This is a genomic window from Collinsella aerofaciens, from assembly GCF_039758815.1.
GTDB classification, from domain to species: domain Bacteria; phylum Actinomycetota; class Coriobacteriia; order Coriobacteriales; family Coriobacteriaceae; genus Collinsella; species Collinsella aerofaciens_BP.
Genome location: NZ_JBDMSK010000003.1, coordinates 60,721 through 78,194 on the forward strand (window position 1 = coordinate 60,721; position 17,474 = coordinate 78,194).

A 17,474-nucleotide genomic window follows, 5' to 3' on the forward strand; every position below is an offset into this window, starting at 1 on the left:
TTTTGGTAGGTAAAACTTCTAAACCTGCCAAAACAAACCTGTCCCTTTTTGGCAGGTGCGCTGCGGGAAATCCCGCTACAGCCCCAGGCTCTGCTTGGTGGCGGCGCACGTGAGCTCGCCGTGCTTAACGCCGCGCAGGCCCAGCAGGCGGTCGGCTAGTTCGTAGACGCGCTCACCGCGACCCTTGAGCGCCAGAATCTCCAAGCAGTTGTGGTGATCCAGATGCACGTGCATGGTCGATACGATCTCGTCGGTGTAGTCGTGCTGCACTTCGTCCAGACGGCGCGTCAGGTCGCCGGTATGGTGGTCGTAGATCATGGTGAGCGACCCGATAACATGCTCATCGGGCGTGCGCATCTGCTCCTTGGCGATCGAGGCGCGAATCAGGTCGCGCACGGCCTCGGAGCGGTTGGCCACGTCGCCGCGGCGCGCGATCTGTTCGTCAAAACGGCGCAGCAGGTCGTCCGGTGCGGTAACCGAAAAGCGGACCAGCTCGGAGCCGGAGCCACTATAGTGGCAGCCTGCGTCACCGTCCGCCCCGTGCGGATGCTCGTGCTCGTATCCGCAGCCGTGCTCGTGTTCGGCCACCTTACACCAGCTTCACGGAGCCGACGGAGTTGTGGTCGGCCTCGATGGCTTCCTCGTAGCCCTCGAGCGCGTCATGCGCCTCGTGCAGCGCGGCCATGGCGGCCTCGAGCTTGGCGCCAATGCGCTCCATATCAAAGTTCTCGGTCGCATGGAGCAGCTGATGGCTCCATTCGTGAGCGAGTTCGATGGTGTCGTCGACCTGCTTGACGCTCATGGCAAGCTGGCTCATGTTCATTCCAACATCATGCATGGGAAATCTCCTTTTGTATGGGGCAGTTCAGTGGTTCAGATTTTACTACGCCCGCTCTGCGCGCAGTTGCATAAGAAAACGGGTACGAGTCTGTGCGACCCGCACCCGTTCACTGGGGGCTGTTTGTGACTACCATACTATCCGTGGTTGCACTCGGTGCATCAAGAAGTCCGGCGAGCGGTGCAAAAGCGCTCATAGACGGCGAGTAAGTAACAAGCGTATTACAGATGCTTCTCCAGCAGCGCCTGCAGCCTCGCCTTGGGTAGAGCGCCAACCGAGCGGTCAATCTCCTCGCCGTTCTTAAACACAATCAGCGTGGGGATGCTCATGACGCCATGCTTCATGGCCAGGTCCTGGTTGTCGTCGACGTTGCATTTGGCAACGGCAAGCTTGCCCGCCAGCTCATCGGCAACCTCGTCAACGATGGGCGAGAGGGATCGACAGGGCCCGCACCACGGTGCCCAAAAATCAACCAGCACGGGCAGGCTGTCGTTAACGATGGAATCGAAGTTCTCGGGGGTAATCTGATTAATGTCAGCCATGGTGACCTCCATAATGCGACGCGGCTCGGCCGCGTAAAACTCAGTACGACCGTGCTTATACCCAGCCGCCAGCAAAGCAACCACTCGCGGGCAGCTCTTTTATATAATGGTGGGCACGCAAACGATTGGAGAGCGCATGTCCACGTCACAAAGCCAGAAAAAAGAAGCCATCGCCCAGGCGGCCGAGCAAGAGCTCACATCGCTTGCGGTCCGTGGCGTGCGTATCGCGGGCAACGCGTGCTCGCCGATCGTGCTGGTCAAAGGCGATTTGGACGAGGCCGAGCGTTCGGGTGGCGAGCTTGCTGCCGGCCCGGATGGCGCGGCGTTGCGCAAGGCGCTTGGGGCCATCGGCTACGCACCCGAGGATTTTTGCGTGCTGGCAAGCGTCGCCGGCGTGGGTGACGGAGCGGTCGCGGTGGGCGAGACTCTGCCGTGCGAGCTGTTCCGCGAGGCGCTTGAGGCCTTGGACCCCGAGGCGGTACTACTGCTCGACAACAACGCGGCTGACGCCATGCGCGAGACCTACGCCGACATGCTCGTGGCGATCGATGACTTCGACACTGCCATGCTCAAGCCCGGCCTGGTCGCCCATGTGCAGGGCCGCCGCGTGCTCGCGCTCGACGGCTTTGAGGCGGCACTCACCGACAAGGCCGCTAAGCAGCGCATGTGGGCCTACATCAAGCAGCTGACCCCGGCGGCCGCTCCGCTGTAGCGGATTGGCGCCGGCGAGCGATTGTCTGGCGGGCAAGGCACGCCTCGAGATCGGCGCCGCACTTCTACATCACAGCGCGCAGCTCAAACCGATCGCCGTTAATGCGGAACTGACAGTTGCCGTTCATGCGCTCCACGGCAAGTTTGATGCTCCTGGTGCCAAAGCCGTGGCCCGCATGCCGGGTCACGGGCATGCCGTCGACCATGCGCGGCGCGCGGTCAAACGTGTTGGAAACTAACAGCAGCAGCTGGCTGTCCTCTAATCGCAGGTCAAAGTCGACGAATCGCTTTCCTTGGGGTGCGGCGCTTGCGGCGGTGATAGCGTTTTCCAAGGCATTTGAGAGCACGCTAAACAGGTCGGCGTCACCTACATGGATGGTTTCGGGCACGGCGGCGCGCAGGTTGGCGGTAATGCCGTTTCTATTGATTTCCGAGTTAAATGACGAAAGCGCAATGTTTACGGTCTCGTTGGCGCAGAAGCGGCGTACGGCAGTGCGGTCGCCGGCTTCGCAGAGTTCGTCGATGCGTTTGAGCGCCTCGTCGGTGTGGCCCTCCTCAATTAAAGCGGCCAGGCCGCGTAGGAAGTGACGCATGTCGTGGCGAAGAATCGACAGCTCGCGACCAGATTGACGCCAGGCCTCAAGCTCTTTAATGGCGGCGCTGTCGCGGGTTTCGAGCATCCAGCGCTCTCGCTCGGCGGTTTCCTTTTCTTCGTATTCGCGCAGGTAGACGGCGAGGAACATAAGGTAGAACGCGCAGAGCGCAAAGGCCAAAAACTCAACCGTCACCACCGAGCCCGAGTGGAACAGCGTGGTGTAGACGTTGGTGGCGTAGTCAAAGATGTAATAGACGAGCGGTAGGATTAAAAGGATGCCCAGCTCGGTGGTGCTTTTAATCGCCAAGCGCGGACCGATGTCGCCGGCCCAATGCAACAGGACGGCAAAGACGGCGAGCGTGGTCGCGATGCGCGCCAGATAGTATGCGATCTGAGAATCGGTTGCGGCAAATGCGGCGATGCCCATCCAATTGCTGAACTGGCAGCTCAGATAGGCACTCGTAATGCCGAGCACGGCAAGCAGCGGGCTCAGGCGGTAGCGCGCGCACAAATAGATGACGAGCGGCAGATGCACGACGATCGGATATACCTGGCGGGCGAAAAGCTCGCCGCCGACGGCATTGGCGAGGCCAAATGCGCATCCGGTTACGGCACCGACCAGCACCAGTTCAAGCGCATGACGCCGGTTGATCTCGACACCGCACAGCGCCGCCGAGGCAAAGACGCCAAAGAGCAGCGTCGTGGCGTGGTGGATTGCCCAAAGGACCATTTCGACCGAGGAGACCATCAGTGTCTCCCACCCTCAAAGCGCGCCGCAAAGTAGGCGTCTTGGAATCCCTGCTTGCAGCTGCGCGAAAGCGGGATGCACGCGCCCGAGCGCATGACGATGTCCGTGCGGTCAAAGTGATCGATATTGCGCAGGTTGACCTGGTAGCTGCGGTGGCATTTAAAGAAGGTGGCATTTTGCACCAAACGGTCCTCGACGCTGCGGAATGACTCGAGTGCCTCGATATCGCGTCCGTCGCGCAGGTGGAAGACCACGTGCTTGTTGCGCGCTTCGGCATATTCGGTGTCGGACAGGCGCAGGGCGTGGTAGCCAAAGGAAGTTTTGATCACGAGCTCGTCGGTTGCCGCCGGGCGCATGCTCGAAAGCTCGTCGAGTAACTGCGCCAGGCGTTCGTAAGTCACGGGCTTGAGCAGGTAGTCGAAGGCGCGGACCTCGTAGGATTCCAGCGCGAACTCGGGCGACGAGGTGAGGAACACCAGGCGCACGGCGGTGTCGGCCTGGCGCAGTTCGCGTGCGGTGTCCATGCCGTTGACGAGCGGCATGATCATATCGAGCAAGATGATGTCGGCGCGCGATGCGGCATGGCGGGCCAGCAGGTCCTCGCCGCGCGTGACGAGCGCAACATCGACCGCCGTGCCCGTCTCGGTCGACCAACGGTCGATCATCCGGTGCAGTCTATCTAGAAAAGCGACATCATCGTCGCAGGCAATAATCTTGAGCATTCGGCCCCCTTAAGTAGTTCGATTTTGCCACATCGGGCACGCGCCGCTTGCGGGGGTGCGGACCGTTTGCGCCCCACGGCGTGCAGCTCGCGCCAAGCGGTGTTGCGGTGGCGAAAGATGCCTCCTGCGCTATCGAGAGCTCAGCTATCCTCAGCTTGCCAGTTCGAAAATGGACTTGCCACATGATTGAATCTTTATTTCAACTTTACACCTAGGTTTACAGCTGTCTTGTCAGCTGTAAACCTAGGTGTCATACTAAAGCCCCAAGATTCGCCAAAAGAGAGGGGCCTTGATGGCACAGAGCGCGAACATGGATGCGTCGGAGCTTGCACGCGATATCGCGGCCGGCCTGGCATCGGCAACGACGGCAACGGAGCGTGCGGCACTGGTGCCCGCAGAGCTCGTCGAGGCCATTCATCAACTAAAAACCCAACGTGACGCGGTAATCCTGGCGCACTATTACGTGGCGCCCGAGGTCCAAGCCGTTGCCGATTACGTCGGCGACAGCTTCTACCTGGCAAAGCTCGCCAAAAGCCTGCCGCAGCAGACTATCGTGCTGTGCGGCGTGGAGTTTATGGGCGAGAGCGCCAAGCTGCTCAATCCCACCAAGACCGTGCTGCTGCCCGAGCCGGGCGCGGACTGTCCCATGGCGCACATGGTCAAGCGCGAGACGGTCGACGCAGCGCGCGCCGAGTATGGCGACGACCTGGCCGTGGTGTGCTACGTCAACTCGACGGTCGAGATCAAGAGCTGGAGTGATGTGTGCGTCACCAGCTCCAACGCCGTCAAGATCGTGTCCGAGCTGCCGCAGCAGCACATCTTGTTCATTCCCGACCAAAACCTGGGCCGCTTTGTGGCCGAGCAGGTGCCCCAAAAACACGTCATCCTCAACAACGGCTACTGCCCGCGTCATCACATCATCACCGTCGAGCAGATCGTCGACGCGCAGGAGGCGCACCCCGACGCGCTCGTGCTGGCGCACCCCGAGTGCAAGGCCGACGTCCTGGCCGAGGCCGACTACATCGGCTCTACTGCCGGCATCATCAAGTATGCCGAGGAGTCGGACGCCAACGAGTTCATCATCGTGACGGTCCGCGGCGTGCTCTACGAACTCGAGCGCCGCTGCCAGGGCACCGGCAAGAAGTTCTACTTCCCTGCGGTGCAGCCCACCTGCGTCAACATGGATCTCATCACGCTCGAAAAGCTCGTGCACTGCCTGGAGACGGGCGAGGGCGAGGTGCAGATTGGCGTGTCGGACGAGGCCGCCGATCAGGCCAAGCTCACGCTTGACCGCATGCTCGAGTACGCGGCGCGCTAAGCCAATGTGACATGAGGGACCATCCCTTATGCCACATTACAAGGGAGAGGATTCCTGTGGAAACCAAACAATACCCCGATATGGAGTGTGACGTCGTCATTGCCGGTTGCGGCGTGGCGGGCCTGTATGCGGCCCTCAATCTGCCGACGAGCACGCGCGTAATCATGCTCTCCAAGGGCGCCGTCGATGAGTGCGATTCGATGCTCGCGCAGGGCGGCATCTGCGTGCTGCCCGAAGGCTCTGACTACGATGCCTTCTTTGAGGACACCATGCACGCCGGCCATTACGAGAACCGCCGCGAGAGTGTTGACATCATGATTCGCTCGAGCCGTTCGGTCATCAACGACCTGCTGGCCATGGGCGTGGACTTTGAGCGCAAGGCCGACGGCAGCCTCGACTTTACCCGCGAGGGCGCGCACAGCCGCCCGCGCATCGCCTTCCATGCCGATGTTACGGGCAAGGAGATTACGACCAAGTTGCTCCAGGCTGTCCGCAAGCTGGACAACGTGCAGATTCTCGAACACGTTGCCATGACCGACATCCTGACCGCCGAGCGCGATGACGCCACGGTGTGCACCGGCGTCGTCGCCGTCGCCGTGGATGAGGACAACTCGGTTCGTCCCGCCGACGAGCTGGCAAACGCCGCCGAGGGCGTGCATGCCGGCGAGCCGTTTAAGATCCATGCCCGCCACACGCTGTGGGCAACGGGCGGTATCGGTGGCGTGTACGACCACTCGACCAACTACCCGCAGCTCACGGGCGATGCCTGCTACATTGCTCAGGAGCATGGCATTAAGATGGAGCACCTGGACTACGTGCAGATTCACCCCACGGGGCTGTTCTCGCCGCAACCGGGCCGCACCTTCCTGATCAGCGAGAGCTGCCGCGGCGAGGGCGCGATTTTGCTCAACGCCGCCGGCGAGCGCTTTACCGATGAGCTTCAGCCGCGCGATGTGGTCGCCGCCGCCATTCGCGAGCAGATGAAGCAGGACGGTACCGAGCACGAGTGGCTGAGCTTTGCCCCCGTCGAGCGCGACGTGGTGACCGGGCACTTCGCCAACATCCGCGCACGCTGCCTGGAGGACGGCCGCGACATCCTGGACGAGCCCATTCCCGTCACACCCACGCAGCATTACTTTATGGGCGGCGTGTGGGTCGACAAGGACGGCCGCACCTCGATGCCCGAGCTCTACGCCGCGGGCGAGACAGCCTGCAACGGCGTTCACGGCAAGAACCGCCTGGCTTCTAACAGCCTGCTCGAGTCTCTGGTTTGGGGCCGCCGCGCCGCGTGGCACATGCGCACCGGCGAGTCGCTGGCCGTGGAGCAGGCCGGTGAGCCCGCGCTTGACGGGCGTCACCGCGCCCTGAGCGCCGACCCCCTGGCAATCGATGATTTGGCCCGTGCCGCCGGCACGCAGGCCGTGGAGGAGTAGACCATGAATCCCATTACCATGAAGCTCGTCGTCGATGATTTGATTCTGCAGGCTCTGCGCGAGGACATTACCTTTGAGGACGTGAGCACGGCGAGCGTGTGCCCCACGGCGCGTCCCGCCACGGTGGAGCTTATCGCCAAGGCCGATGGCATCATCGCCGGCTTGGATGTGTTTGCCCGCACCTTTGAGCTGCTGGATTCGCAGAGCTCGGTGCTGTTTGATGTTGCCGATGGTGACGAGGTGCACGCCGGCGACCACGTGGGCCAGGTGCGCGGCGATGCGCGCGTACTGCTTTCGGGCGAGCGCGTGGCGCTCAACTACCTGCAGCGCATGAGCGGCATCGCTACTTACACGCATCGGATGGCAGCTGCGCTCGAGGGCACCAAGACCGTGCTTGTCGACACGCGCAAGACCACGCCGGGCATGCGTGTCTTCGAGAAGGCTGCAGTCGAGATCGGCGGTGGCAGCAACCACCGCTATAACCTGTCGACGGCTGTCATGCTCAAGGACAACCACATCGATGCCGCCGGCGGCGTGACGCGTGCGATCGAGATGGCACGCGCCCACGCATCGTTTACCACGACGGTCGAGATCGAGTGCGAGAACCTGGACATGGTGCGCGAGGCTGTGGAGGCCGGCGCCGACATCATCATGTTCGACAACATGACCCACGACGATATGGCTGCCGCGATTGAGCTTATCGCCGGCCGCGCCAAGACCGAGTGCTCGGGCAACGTGGACGCCAGCAATATCCGCGCGCTCGCCGACCTGGGCGTTGACTTTATTAGCTCGGGGGCGCTGACTCACTCTGCGCCGATTCTCGACCTCTCGCTCAAGCACCTGCGTCTGTTGGACGGTAAATAATGGACGCCCGCGAGCGTCGCCGTGCCATCATGGGCGTGCTCGAGGAAGCCAAGGAGCCCGTTTCGGGCAGCGCACTTGCCCGCGAGGTGGGTGTGAGCCGCCAGATTGTCGTGCAAGACATCGCTCTGCTGCGCGCCGACGGGCACGATATCGTGGCGACCAACCGCGGCTACGTGCTGCAGGAAGCCGCGAGTAGCCCCGCCGTGCCCACGCGTCTTGTTAAGGTGCGCCACAGCGTGGAGCAGGCGGGCGACGAGCTTACGAGTATCGTCGACGCGGGTGGCGCCGTGCTCAACGTGATCGTCAACCATCGTGTGTACGGCAAGATCACGGCCGACCTGGACATCCGCAACCGCCGCGATGTCGAGCGCTATCTGCGCGATATCGAGAGCGGCAAGAGCTTTCCGCTGCTAACGGTGACGAGCGGCTATCACTTCCATCGCATTGCGGCGGAGGACGAACAGACCCTCGACGAGATCGAGGCCATGCTCAAGGAAAAAGGCTACTTGGCGGATCTAATGCCCTACGAAGATGACCTATCGTAGCCGACGCTGCAAACGTCCCTAAGCGGCAATCTGACGTTCAATCGTCGGTCGCGTACCCAAAGTACGCTTCCCTCCTCTTTCACGTCACCTTGCTCGCTTAGGGGCGTTTTCGCTGACGTGAGCTCAACCTGCGGCGGTGCTAAATTAGCTATCCGCACAAAAAGGAGGCCTCCGCGGCGATGCGGAGGCCTCCTTTTTTGTGCACGGTGTACTTTTGAGTGTGCAAGTGGGGGAGTTGTTACTCCTCGACGATCTCGGTGATCGCGCCAGCGGGGCAAGCGTCCTGGCAAGCGCCACAGGCGACGCAGGAGTCCTCGTCAGCGACGGTGGCGACGTCCTGGAGCTCCAGAACGCCAGCGGGGCAGGTGTCGACGCAAACGCCACAAGCGATGCACTCGTCGGCATCAATTACGGGATGAGCCATGGTAGTTTCCTCTCTGTTGACCGACGCTACAGACGATGCGCGCCGGTTTGATTCGGGCAAAAAGATACCACGGGAGCGACTGCTTGCAATACCCTCTGGCCGGCATCTTCATACCGTTCGCCGAGTATGCCAAGGTTTACTAAAAAACGTGCAGGTGGGGCCGTTGAGCTGCGTAAATGTTAGCTAAAGGTGACTCGTAATAATGAGCGATTGAGCGAACTTTTGGAAAGCGTGTCCCGGAATCGACGCTCAAAACGGGTCACGCCTTCCTCGGGGTAGCCCCAAGACCACTCCGTGTGGCTCCGGCCCAAACCTCAGCCATCTCTACATAGATCTCAATAGATTTGTCGAGAACTCAAACAGTGCGTCTACCTGCGCATTTGCGAACCTAAACTCTCGGCAATAAGAAATCTTATATGAATTGACTTAGATTTTGTATATTCCGGCCCATAAGGGGATACACTACATCCTGAAAGACAAGCCGAAACACCGTGCGGCAGACCGCCGAGTCGGTGCAAACGCACAAGAGAGAGGGAATTTCTAATGGGCAAGATTCTTGGTATCGACCTTGGTACTACTAACTCCGCAATGGCCGTTCTCGAGGGCGGTTCTCCGACCATCATCGTGAACGCCGAGGGCGATCGCACCACCCCGTCCGTCGTGGGCTTCCGTGCCGACGGTGACCGCGTCGTGGGTAAGGCCGCTAAGAACCAGGCTGTCACCAACCCCAAGAACACCGTGTTCTCCATCAAGCGCTTCATGGGCCGCAAGTACTCCGAGTGCACCTCTGAGATCAAGACCGTGCCGTACGAGGTCAAGGAGGGCCAGGGCGGCCGTGCCGTCGTCGACATCGAGGGCAAGGATTACACCGCCGAGCAGGTGAGCGCCATGACGCTCGCAAAGATGAAGGCCGACGCCGAGAAGTATCTGGGCGAGACCGTCACCGACGCCGTCATCACCGTCCCGGCCTACTTCAACGACGCCCAGCGTCAGGCCACCAAGGACGCCGGTAAGATCGCCGGCCTCAACGTCAAGCGTATCGTCAACGAGCCGACCGCTGCTGCTCTTGCCTATGGCCTGGACAAGCAGGGCACCGACCAGCGCATCCTGGTCTTCGACCTGGGCGGCGGCACCTTCGACGTCTCCATCCTCGACCTCGCCGACGGCGTATTTGAGGTTCTGTCCACCTCGGGCGACAACCACCTGGGCGGCGACGACTGGGATCAGCGCGTCATCGACTGGATGGCCGATAAGTTCCAGCAGGAGAACGGTGTCGACCTGCGTCAGGACCCCATGGCCCTGCAGCGTCTGAAGGAGGCCGCCGAGAACGCCAAGAAGGAGCTCTCCGCCGCCCAGCAGACCACCATCAACCTGCCGTTCATCACCATGAACCAGTCCGGCCCGCTGCACCTCAACTACACGCTGACCCGCGCCGAGTTCGAGAAGATCACTCGCGACCTGCTCGAGCGCTGCAAGCAGCCTGTCACCAACGCCCTGCGCGACGCCAAGCTTAAGCTCTCCGATCTGACCGAGGTCATCCTCGTCGGCGGCTCCACCCGTATGCCCGCCGTCCAGGAGCTCGTCAAGACCATGACCGGCAAGCAGCCCAACATGTCCGTGAACCCCGACGAGGTCGTTGCCGACGGCGCTGCCGTCCAGGGCGGCGTGCTCACCGGCGACGTCGAGGGCATCCTGCTGCTCGACGTTACCCCGCTGTCGCTGGGCGTCGAGACCATGGGCGGCATCATGACCAAGATGATCGACCGCAACACCACGATCCCGACCTCCAAGACCGAGGTTTACTCCACCGCTGCCGACAACCAGACCAGCGTCGAGATCAACGTGCTCCAAGGCGAGCGCGAGCTTGCCCGCGACAATAAGTCGCTCGGTAAGTTCCAGCTGACCGGCATCCCGGCTGCCCGCCGCGGCGTGCCGCAGATCGAGGTCACCTTCGACATCGACGCCAACGGCATCGTCAAGGTCTCCGCTAAGGACAAGGGCACCGGCAAGGAGCAGCAGATCACCATTTCCGGCTCCACCGCACTGTCCGACGACGAAGTCGATCGTATGGTCAAGGACGCCGAGGCTCATGCCGAGGAGGACAAGAAGCAGAAGGAAGAGGTCGAGGTCCGCAACCAGACCGACAGCCTGTGCTACTCCACCGAGCAGACCCTCAACGAGCTGGGCGACAAGGTTTCCGCCGACGTGAAGTCCAAGGCCGAGGCCGCTATCGCCGACGCCAAGAAGGCGCTCGAGGGCTCTGACGTCGAGGCCATCAAGGCCGCCGGCGAGTCCCTGCAGTCTGTGGCCTACGAGCTGGCCCAGGTTGTCTACGCCGACGCACAGCAGCAGACCGACGGTGCCGCCGGTGCCCAGCCTGCCGACGATGACGTTGTCGACGCCGACTACGAGGTTGTGGACGACGAGGACAAGTAATCATGTCCGCCCGTAAAGCTCGCACGGAGGCGGCCGCCGCTGGCGCCGCCCCCGTTGACTCTGAGGAGAAGGACGTGAAGATTCCCGTAGAGGCCGCAGACGATACCGAGGTCAATGAGGCCCCGGCCGCCGAGGCTGCCGAGAACCAGGTAGAGGATTCCAACAAGGAGGCGACGATGACCGAGGACGAGATGGTGGAAGCCGCTATCCGCGCCGGTGAGGAAGCCGCCGACAACGACTTTAAGCTCAAGTTCGAGCAGGCCCAAAAGGAGCTTGCCGACGTGCGCAATGAGCTCGATGCTGCGGCAGAGGCTCAGAAGGCCGCCGAGGACAAGGCGAAGGACGCTACCGAGCGCACCGCTCGTCTGCAGGCCGACTGGGAGAACTTCCGTCGCCGCACTGCCAACGAGCGCATCGCCGAGCGCGAGCGCGCGACCGAGAAGCTTGTCACCGCGCTGTTGCCGGTGATTGACGATATCGAGCGCGCGATCGACCATGCCCGCAGTCAAGAGATTTCCGACGACTTTAAGCAGTTCGTCGATGGCGTTGACGCGGTACATGCCAAGCTGCTCGACGTGTTTGCGCATGAGGGCGTTGAGCCCATCGACCCCAAGGGCGAGGCGTTCGATCCGCTCGAGCACCAGGCTGTGGGTCGCGTCGAGGACGCATCGCAGTACGACGAGACCGTCAACGACGTGTACCAGAAGGGCTACCGCATGGCGGATCGCATCCTGCGTTCCGCGATGGTGACGGTGACCTACGGTGGCGAGAAGCGCCCCGCACCGGAGCCCGAAGCGGCACCCGAGGATGCTACGGCCGACACGGCCGAGAGCACCGAGGAGTAATTGAGAAGGGCCCCGGGGCAACACCCGGGGCCCTTTCTGGCCTAGTGCCATATGACAGCATGAGCCGTCGTCTGCATGGGCGGCGGACGTAACAGGAGAGGAGCTACGATGGCTGCAGGCAAAACCTTCTATGACATCCTGGGCGTATCCAAGAGCGCCTCCGACAAAGAGATTAAGAGCGCGTTTCGCAAGCTCGCGCAAAAATATCACCCCGATGCCGGCGGCGACGAGGCCAAGTTCAAGGAGATCAGCGAGGCCTACGAAACGCTTTCGGACGAGAAGAAGCGCAAAGAGTACGACCAGATGCTCATGTTTGGCGGCATGCCGGGCGCGGGCGGCGCGTATGGTGGCGGCTACGGTGCCGGCGCGGGCGCCAGCGGCTGGGGCGATATCTTCGACAGCATCTTTAGCGGCAACGGCGCCTGGGGCAGCGACTGGGGCTCGGGCTTTGCCGGGGCTGCAGGTAATGCCGGTGCCGGCGCGGGTCGCAGCCGCGCGCGCAAGGGCGGCGACTTGTCGCTGACCGTCGATGTGACGGCCGAGGACGCGTTTCGCGGCGTGACGCACAAGGTCACCTATCGCATTCCCTCGACGGGCGAGCAGCAGACCATTACGGTCTCGGTTCCCGCGGGCGCGGTCGACGGCGGCAAGCTACGCTACAAGCGTCGCGGCGAGTACGGCGTTGCCGGCGGCGAGCGCGGCGACCTGGTCGTGACCACGCACGTGGAGGAGCATCCGCTGTTTAAGCGCAAAGGTGCCGACGTGACCATGGAGGTACCGGTCTCGGTCTATGAGGCGGCGCTCGGCTGCACGGTGGACGTGCCCACGCCCGGCGGTGCGACTGTTCGTCTGAAGGTGCCCGCGGGTACCCAGACGGGCAAGAAATTCCGCTTTAAAGAGATGGGCGCGCCCGACGTTAAGCACCGTGGCCGTACGGGCGCGCTGCTCGTCGAGATCAAGGTGCAGGTTCCCACGAACCTGTCTGATGACGAGCGCGATGCCATGACCAGGCTGCGCGAGGCCGACACGCGCGACTATCGCGAGAAGGTCAATCGTTACAAGGCGACGTACTAGGGCGGTCGTGGCGCACGCCCGCGCTCGCGGGCTTATGATGGACGATAACGAGACGGAAAGGGGTCAGGTAGCATGGCCGAGGACAATAGGAACAAACCGCTGTACATGATCAGCGTGGCGGCCGAGCTGACCGGCATGCATCCGCAGACTCTGCGCGTCTACGAGTCCAAGGGCCTGGTGAACCCCCAGCGCTCGGGCGGCAACACGCGTCTGTATTCGCGCGCCGATATCGAGCGCCTGGAGCTCATCAACCAACTGACCGACGAGGGCATCAACCTTGCCGGCGTGGTGCGCATCCTCGACATGAAGGAGCGTGCCGAGGAGCGCGAGCGCGAGAACGAAAAGCTCCGTGCTCGCGTGCGCCAGCTCGAGGACGAGCTGCACGAGTACAAGATGCAGAAGAAGATCACCGCCCTGGCCCCGCGCGACGGCTCGGTTAACCCCGAACAGGTCATGCGCAAGCTGCTGGGCGCAGGCGGGGATTTGTAGTTACGCGGGTTTACCAACCCGCGTAACGGGCCGACGCTGCGCGCCGCCCAGGGCGACAATTTGTCATTCAAAAGGCAAGGCATGACCAGAAGGTCTATGCCTTGCCTTTTTCATGCCAACTTGTTCGCCCTGGACGTCGCTTGCTGTCCGTCCTCTACCTGCGGCGTTGCCTTGCTCCGGATGCGGTAGTCGTTGGTAGTCATTGGGGACGTTCTTAAATGACTAGTCGAAAGGGACACTCTTGCACTAAATCTGCAGGCCCTCGCCGGACTCGTCCTGTACTTTACCGAGATAAAGTGAACGTGTAGATTCGTAACCCACTCGCAACCGTTCTATGGCACGATATTGAACGAATGTATGCTATGCGCCCAAATCTTTTGGGCAGAGTGGGAGACAGTATGGTCAAGCTGTACGAGGACGGCATCTACCTGCGCGGCGGCAGCGAGGTTGTGCCTGCGGCCGAGGCTGCCGAGCGCGGTATTACGCAGACGCCCGAGGATGCCAAGCGCGGCACCATCGCGTATTCGATCCTCCAGGCACATAACACGTCGGGTGACCCCGAGGCACTCAAGATTCGCTTTGACGCCATGGCGAGCCACGACATCACCTTCGTTGGCATCATCCAGACGGCGCGCGCCTCGGGCATGGAGCAGTTCCCGCTGCCCTACGTGCTCACCAACTGCCATAACTCGCTGTGCGCCGTGGGAGGCACCATCAATGAGGACGACCACGTCTTTGGCCTTTCCGCGGCCAAGAAGTACGGCGGCATCTTCGTCCCGCCGCACATCGCCGTCATCCACTCCTTTATGCGTGAGAACTTCGCCGGCTGTGGCAAGATGATCCTGGGCTCCGACTCGCACACCCGCTACGGCGCTCTGGGCACCATGGCCGTGGGCGAGGGCGGTGGCGAGCTGGCAAAGCAGCTGCTGCGCGACACCTACGACGTTGCCTATCCCGGCGTCGTTGCCATCTACCTCACGGGCGCCCCGCGCCCCGGCGTTGGCCCACACGATGTGGCGCTCGCCATCATCCGCGCCGTCTTTGCCAAGGGTTACGTTAAGAACAGGGTCATGGAGTTCGTGGGCCCCGGCATTGCGAGCATGACGACCGATTATCGCAACGGCGTCGACGTCATGACCACCGAGACCACCTGCCTGTCGAGCATCTGGGCCACCGACGAGGACACGCGCGCGTTTTTGACCATGCACGGCCGCGGCGACGACTACCGCGAGCTCAAGCCCGCCGATGTCGCCTACTACGACGGCTGCGTCGAGGTCGACCTGTCGAGCATCAAGCCCATGATCGCGCTGCCGTTCCATCCTTCTAACGGCTTTGAGATTGACGAGCTCAACGAGAACCTCGAGGACATCCTGCATGAGGTCGAGCTCGAGGCCGCCAAGATCGGCGAGGGTAAGACGCACTTTAGCCTGCTCGACAAGATCGTCGACGGCAAGCTGCACGTGCAGCAGGGCGTCATCGCCGGCTGCTCGGGCGGCAACTACGACTCCGTGGTCCAGGCTGCCCGCGTGCTTAAGGGCGCCAACACCGGCTGCGGCGAGTTTTCGCTGTCGGTCTATCCCACGAGCCAGCCCGTGGCGCTCGAGCTTACACGCCGCGGCTACATCTACGACCTTATGGAGGCCGGCGCGATTGTGCGCACGGCATTCTGCGGCCCGTGCTTCGGCGCCGGCGACACGCCTGCCAACAACGGCCTTTCGATCCGCCACACCACGCGCAACTTCCCCAATCGCGAGGGTTCCAAGCCGGGCAACGGTCAGCTGAGCGCCGTGGCCCTGATGGACGCCCGCTCCATTGCGGCGACGGCTGCCAACGGCGGCGTCCTGACGCCGGCGACCGACCTGCCCGAGGAGACTTGGGACGAGGCCTGCGAGTACACCTTTGACGACGCGCCGTACAAGAAGCGCGTGTACTGGGGCTTTGGCAAGGCTGAGCCGGCCGACGAGCTGGTCGAAGGCCCCAACATCAAGCCGTGGCCCGCGATGGAGCCTCTCGGCGACGATATCCTGCTCAAGGTGTGCTCCAAGATCATGGACCCGGTCACCACGACTGACGAGCTCATTCCTTCGGGCGAGACGAGCTCCTTCCGCTCCAATCCGCTGGGCCTGGCAGAGTTTACGCTGAGCCGTCGTGATCCGGCCTACGTGGGCCGCTCCAAGGAGGTTGACGCGGTGGAAAAGCGCCGCGTTGCCGGCGAAACAGCAGGCGACCTGGCGGCACTCGATGCCGAGCTTGCCGGTGTGTTTGAGGCGCTGACCGGCGCGGGTGTCGCGGCCGATGCCAAGGCGACTGAGTACGGCTCCATGCTCTATGCCAAGAAGCCCGGTGACGGTTCTGCCCGCGAGCAGGCCGCGAGCTGCCAGCGCGTAATTGGCGGTCTGGCCAACATCGTCCACGAGTACGCCACCAAGCGCTATCGCTCCAATGTGATGAACTGGGGCATGGTGCCCTTCCAGATGGAGGCCGAGCCCAGCTTTGAGGTGGGCGACTACGTCTTTGTGCCGGGTATCCGCGCCGCGCTCGATGGCGACCTGAAGGGCATCGCCGCCTACGTGGTGCGCGCCGATGGTGCGGTCGAGCAGATTGAGCTCTACATTGCCGATATGACGGCAGAGGAGCGTGCCATCGTCAAGGCTGGCTGCCTGATCAACTACAACAAGTTCAAGGCCGCTGCCGAGTAACTCTGCTGTACGCCCCTGCCACACCTTTCCCTCGTGCTCACGCGCTTCGCGAGGGTCGCCCGAGGGAAAGGTGTGGCAGGGGCTATCGCGACGTTTTCGTTGGGTCTTGAGGGACGCTAATAAATAGGCTTGCTTGATGCCGCCTCTGTTATCGGGGCGGCTTCTTTTTGTCGAGAACCACCACAAAGGGGACAGGCACCTTTGTGGTGGTCCCGTTTGTCTCGACCTGTAACATCTGGGCCCTATTTGACGAGCGGTTGTTACAGATTGAGACAAACGATCGCCGCCGATCATTTCATCTCAATCTGTAACATCTAGGATCGAAAAGGGCCGCTAGATGTTACAGATCGAGACAGTGGAACATCGGAGCCGAAACCACCACAAAGGTGCCTGCCCGGCGGGACCTTATTTCGATGGGGTCCAGGTTATTTCATCGTCAAATAGCCAAGTGCGTGCCGAGCCACTGTTGCGCGCTGTCTGCGGATCGGGCTCGCAGGTTTGTTCGTAGGCATCCTCGGTACACCGATCCATAAAATCGACGACTGCCGTCTGGTCGCCCTCCATGACGTAGATTACGTCGCCATCCGAGATATAGACCCCCGGTCCTTCATTGTCCACGCAGCCGGGGTCGTATGAGACGTTGCACAATTTGCTCCCGTTTGCCGCATCGAGCTCAAGGGTCGAATAATACCCGCCAACCATTTGGCCGTTCTTGGCTCGATATGTTGCGGCACCGTACCACCGCTTAAACGTCTTGCCTTTGAGTAAACTGGTTGCCTTGCCGATAAGCTGCTCATCTTTGGTGTAGCGCCTGGCCCCAAGTTCGATACGGGGATAGTTGCTGACCCCAAGCGCTGCGGGCGTACCGTCAAAATCGACGGTGATCGAATCGGGTTTGACGATATCGGTGAGGACCTCGATGGGATAGCTTACGGTCTCAACCGCCGCCTGCGTCGCAGAGGCGGGGAGAAATGCGAGATAGATAATTCCTACGCCGACTGCGGTAATCGCAAACGCTAAGACGAGCAGGCCGATATAGGTGGAGCGTTTCACGGCGGGTACCTCGCAAACAGTATGCATTCATTAAGATAAGTGATACCAGCTTACGACAATATTCAAAAGAAAGCGATCGATCGAAATGACGGGGTGAAAAGGCCCTATTGGGTTTCGATTTGACCTCTAATAGGAATA

The 17,474-nt window shown here is 61.8% G+C and carries 17 protein-coding genes; 10 read left to right on the plus strand and 7 right to left on the minus strand.

From position 1 onward, the window contains the following. Positions 1–75 precede the first annotated feature (75 nt). The 3 genes from nikR to trxA form a co-directional block, all read right to left on the minus strand. Positions 76–588, minus strand: a complete 513-nt coding sequence (nikR, locus tag ABHT90_RS03305; protein WP_346981609.1) for a nickel-responsive transcriptional regulator NikR — start codon at positions 586–588, stop codon at positions 76–78. Between the two features lies 1 nt (position 589). Next, positions 590–838: a hypothetical protein gene (locus ABHT90_RS03310; RefSeq protein ID WP_006235225.1), complete on the minus strand. Its 249-nt coding sequence runs from the start codon at positions 836–838 to the stop codon at positions 590–592. A 221-nt stretch (positions 839–1,059) separates the two neighbouring features. Further along, complete coding sequence (trxA, locus tag ABHT90_RS03315; protein WP_346981610.1) at positions 1,060–1,380, minus strand: thioredoxin; 321 nt, start codon at positions 1,378–1,380, stop codon at positions 1,060–1,062. A 136-nt stretch (positions 1,381–1,516) separates the two neighbouring features. On the opposite strand from trxA, the gene ABHT90_RS03320 reads away from it, so the two are divergent. Beyond that, complete coding sequence (locus ABHT90_RS03320) at positions 1,517–2,092, plus strand: hypothetical protein (protein WP_161115202.1); 576 nt, start codon at positions 1,517–1,519, stop codon at positions 2,090–2,092. Positions 2,093–2,156: 64 nt separating this feature from the next. Here the strand turns inward: ABHT90_RS03320 and ABHT90_RS03325 are convergent, their stop codons facing one another. Further along, positions 2,157–3,434 carry a sensor histidine kinase gene (locus ABHT90_RS03325; RefSeq protein ID WP_138341711.1) on the minus strand — a complete coding sequence of 426 codons (1,278 nt, stop codon included), beginning with the start codon at positions 3,432–3,434 and terminating at the stop codon, positions 2,157–2,159. Continuing rightward, positions 3,434–4,156: a LytR/AlgR family response regulator transcription factor gene (locus tag ABHT90_RS03330; protein ID WP_346981612.1), complete on the minus strand. Its 723-nt coding sequence runs from the start codon at positions 4,154–4,156 to the stop codon at positions 3,434–3,436. The genes ABHT90_RS03325 and ABHT90_RS03330 overlap by 1 nt, the downstream gene beginning before the upstream one ends. A gap of 292 nt (positions 4,157–4,448) precedes the next feature. Between ABHT90_RS03330 and nadA the strand changes: the two genes are divergently transcribed. The 4 genes from nadA to ABHT90_RS03350 are packed head-to-tail and all read left to right on the plus strand — an operon-like array spanning position 4,449 to position 8,316. Then, positions 4,449–5,474 (plus strand): quinolinate synthase NadA, encoded by a 1,026-nt coding sequence (gene nadA, locus ABHT90_RS03335; protein WP_346981613.1) that lies wholly within the window; start codon positions 4,449–4,451, stop codon positions 5,472–5,474. Between the two features lie 56 nt (positions 5,475–5,530). Then, entirely contained in the window at positions 5,531–6,907 is a 1,377-nt protein-coding gene (locus ABHT90_RS03340) for an L-aspartate oxidase (RefSeq protein WP_346981614.1), read from the plus strand. 3 nt (positions 6,908–6,910) lie between these two features. Next, on the plus strand, positions 6,911–7,771 hold the full coding sequence (gene nadC / locus ABHT90_RS03345; protein ID WP_006235218.1) for a carboxylating nicotinate-nucleotide diphosphorylase: 861 nt from the start codon (positions 6,911–6,913) through the stop codon (positions 7,769–7,771). Further along, a complete protein-coding gene (locus ABHT90_RS03350) occupies positions 7,771–8,316 on the plus strand; it encodes a transcription repressor NadR (RefSeq protein ID WP_346981615.1) in 546 nt (181 codons plus the stop codon). The genes nadC and ABHT90_RS03350 overlap by 1 nt, the downstream gene beginning before the upstream one ends. A gap of 238 nt (positions 8,317–8,554) precedes the next feature. On the opposite strand, the gene ABHT90_RS03355 is transcribed toward ABHT90_RS03350, so the two are convergent. Further along, on the minus strand, positions 8,555–8,740 hold the full coding sequence (locus ABHT90_RS03355; protein ID WP_118080210.1) for a DUF362 domain-containing protein: 186 nt from the start codon (positions 8,738–8,740) through the stop codon (positions 8,555–8,557). Positions 8,741–9,283: 543 nt separating this feature from the next. Here ABHT90_RS03355 and dnaK point away from each other — a divergent pair. The 5 genes from dnaK to ABHT90_RS03380 all read left to right on the plus strand — a co-directional run bounded on the left by dnaK (position 9,284) and on the right by ABHT90_RS03380 (position 16,283). Further along, entirely contained in the window at positions 9,284–11,176 is a 1,893-nt protein-coding gene (gene dnaK, locus ABHT90_RS03360; RefSeq protein ID WP_006235214.1) for a molecular chaperone DnaK, read from the plus strand. A gap of 2 nt (positions 11,177–11,178) precedes the next feature. Then, entirely contained in the window at positions 11,179–12,021 is an 843-nt protein-coding gene (locus ABHT90_RS03365; RefSeq protein WP_195239827.1) for a nucleotide exchange factor GrpE, read from the plus strand. Positions 12,022–12,129: 108 nt separating this feature from the next. Then, on the plus strand, positions 12,130–13,095 hold the full coding sequence (locus ABHT90_RS03370) for a DnaJ C-terminal domain-containing protein (protein WP_346981617.1): 966 nt from the start codon (positions 12,130–12,132) through the stop codon (positions 13,093–13,095). 72 nt (positions 13,096–13,167) lie between these two features. Beyond that, complete coding sequence (locus ABHT90_RS03375; protein ID WP_006235210.1) at positions 13,168–13,584, plus strand: heat shock protein transcriptional repressor HspR; 417 nt, start codon at positions 13,168–13,170, stop codon at positions 13,582–13,584. Between the two features lie 398 nt (positions 13,585–13,982). Continuing rightward, positions 13,983–16,283, plus strand: a complete 2,301-nt coding sequence (locus ABHT90_RS03380; protein ID WP_346981619.1) for a hydratase — start codon at positions 13,983–13,985, stop codon at positions 16,281–16,283. 405 nt (positions 16,284–16,688) lie between these two features. On the opposite strand, the gene ABHT90_RS03385 is transcribed toward ABHT90_RS03380, so the two are convergent. Further along, complete coding sequence (locus ABHT90_RS03385) at positions 16,689–17,336, minus strand: hypothetical protein (protein WP_161115195.1); 648 nt, start codon at positions 17,334–17,336, stop codon at positions 16,689–16,691. Between the last annotated feature and the right edge of the window lie 138 nt (positions 17,337–17,474).

Excerpts from the sequence above, each read along its gene's own strand:
- ABHT90_RS03310 (WP_006235225.1), bottom strand. The coding sequence starts at position 838 with ATGCATGATGTTGGAATGAACATGAGCCAGCTTGCCATGAGCGTCAAG.
- trxA (WP_346981610.1), bottom strand. The coding sequence starts at position 1,380 with ATGGCTGACATTAATCAGATTACCCCCGAGAACTTCGATTCCATCGTT.
- ABHT90_RS03320 (WP_161115202.1), top strand. The coding sequence starts at position 1,517 with ATGTCCACGTCACAAAGCCAGAAAAAAGAAGCCATCGCCCAGGCGGCC.
- ABHT90_RS03325 (WP_138341711.1), bottom strand. The coding sequence starts at position 3,434 with ATGGTCTCCTCGGTCGAAATGGTCCTTTGGGCAATCCACCACGCCACG.
- ABHT90_RS03330 (WP_346981612.1), bottom strand. The coding sequence starts at position 4,156 with ATGCTCAAGATTATTGCCTGCGACGATGATGTCGCTTTTCTAGATAGA.
- nadA (WP_346981613.1), top strand. The coding sequence starts at position 4,449 with ATGGCACAGAGCGCGAACATGGATGCGTCGGAGCTTGCACGCGATATC.
- nadC (WP_006235218.1), top strand. The coding sequence starts at position 6,911 with ATGAATCCCATTACCATGAAGCTCGTCGTCGATGATTTGATTCTGCAG.
- ABHT90_RS03350 (WP_346981615.1), top strand. The coding sequence starts at position 7,771 with ATGGACGCCCGCGAGCGTCGCCGTGCCATCATGGGCGTGCTCGAGGAA.
- ABHT90_RS03355 (WP_118080210.1), bottom strand. The coding sequence starts at position 8,740 with ATGGCTCATCCCGTAATTGATGCCGACGAGTGCATCGCTTGTGGCGTT.
- dnaK (WP_006235214.1), top strand. The coding sequence starts at position 9,284 with ATGGGCAAGATTCTTGGTATCGACCTTGGTACTACTAACTCCGCAATG.
- ABHT90_RS03365 (WP_195239827.1), top strand. The coding sequence starts at position 11,179 with ATGTCCGCCCGTAAAGCTCGCACGGAGGCGGCCGCCGCTGGCGCCGCC.
- ABHT90_RS03370 (WP_346981617.1), top strand. The coding sequence starts at position 12,130 with ATGGCTGCAGGCAAAACCTTCTATGACATCCTGGGCGTATCCAAGAGC.
- ABHT90_RS03375 (WP_006235210.1), top strand. The coding sequence starts at position 13,168 with ATGGCCGAGGACAATAGGAACAAACCGCTGTACATGATCAGCGTGGCG.
- ABHT90_RS03380 (WP_346981619.1), top strand. The coding sequence starts at position 13,983 with ATGGTCAAGCTGTACGAGGACGGCATCTACCTGCGCGGCGGCAGCGAG.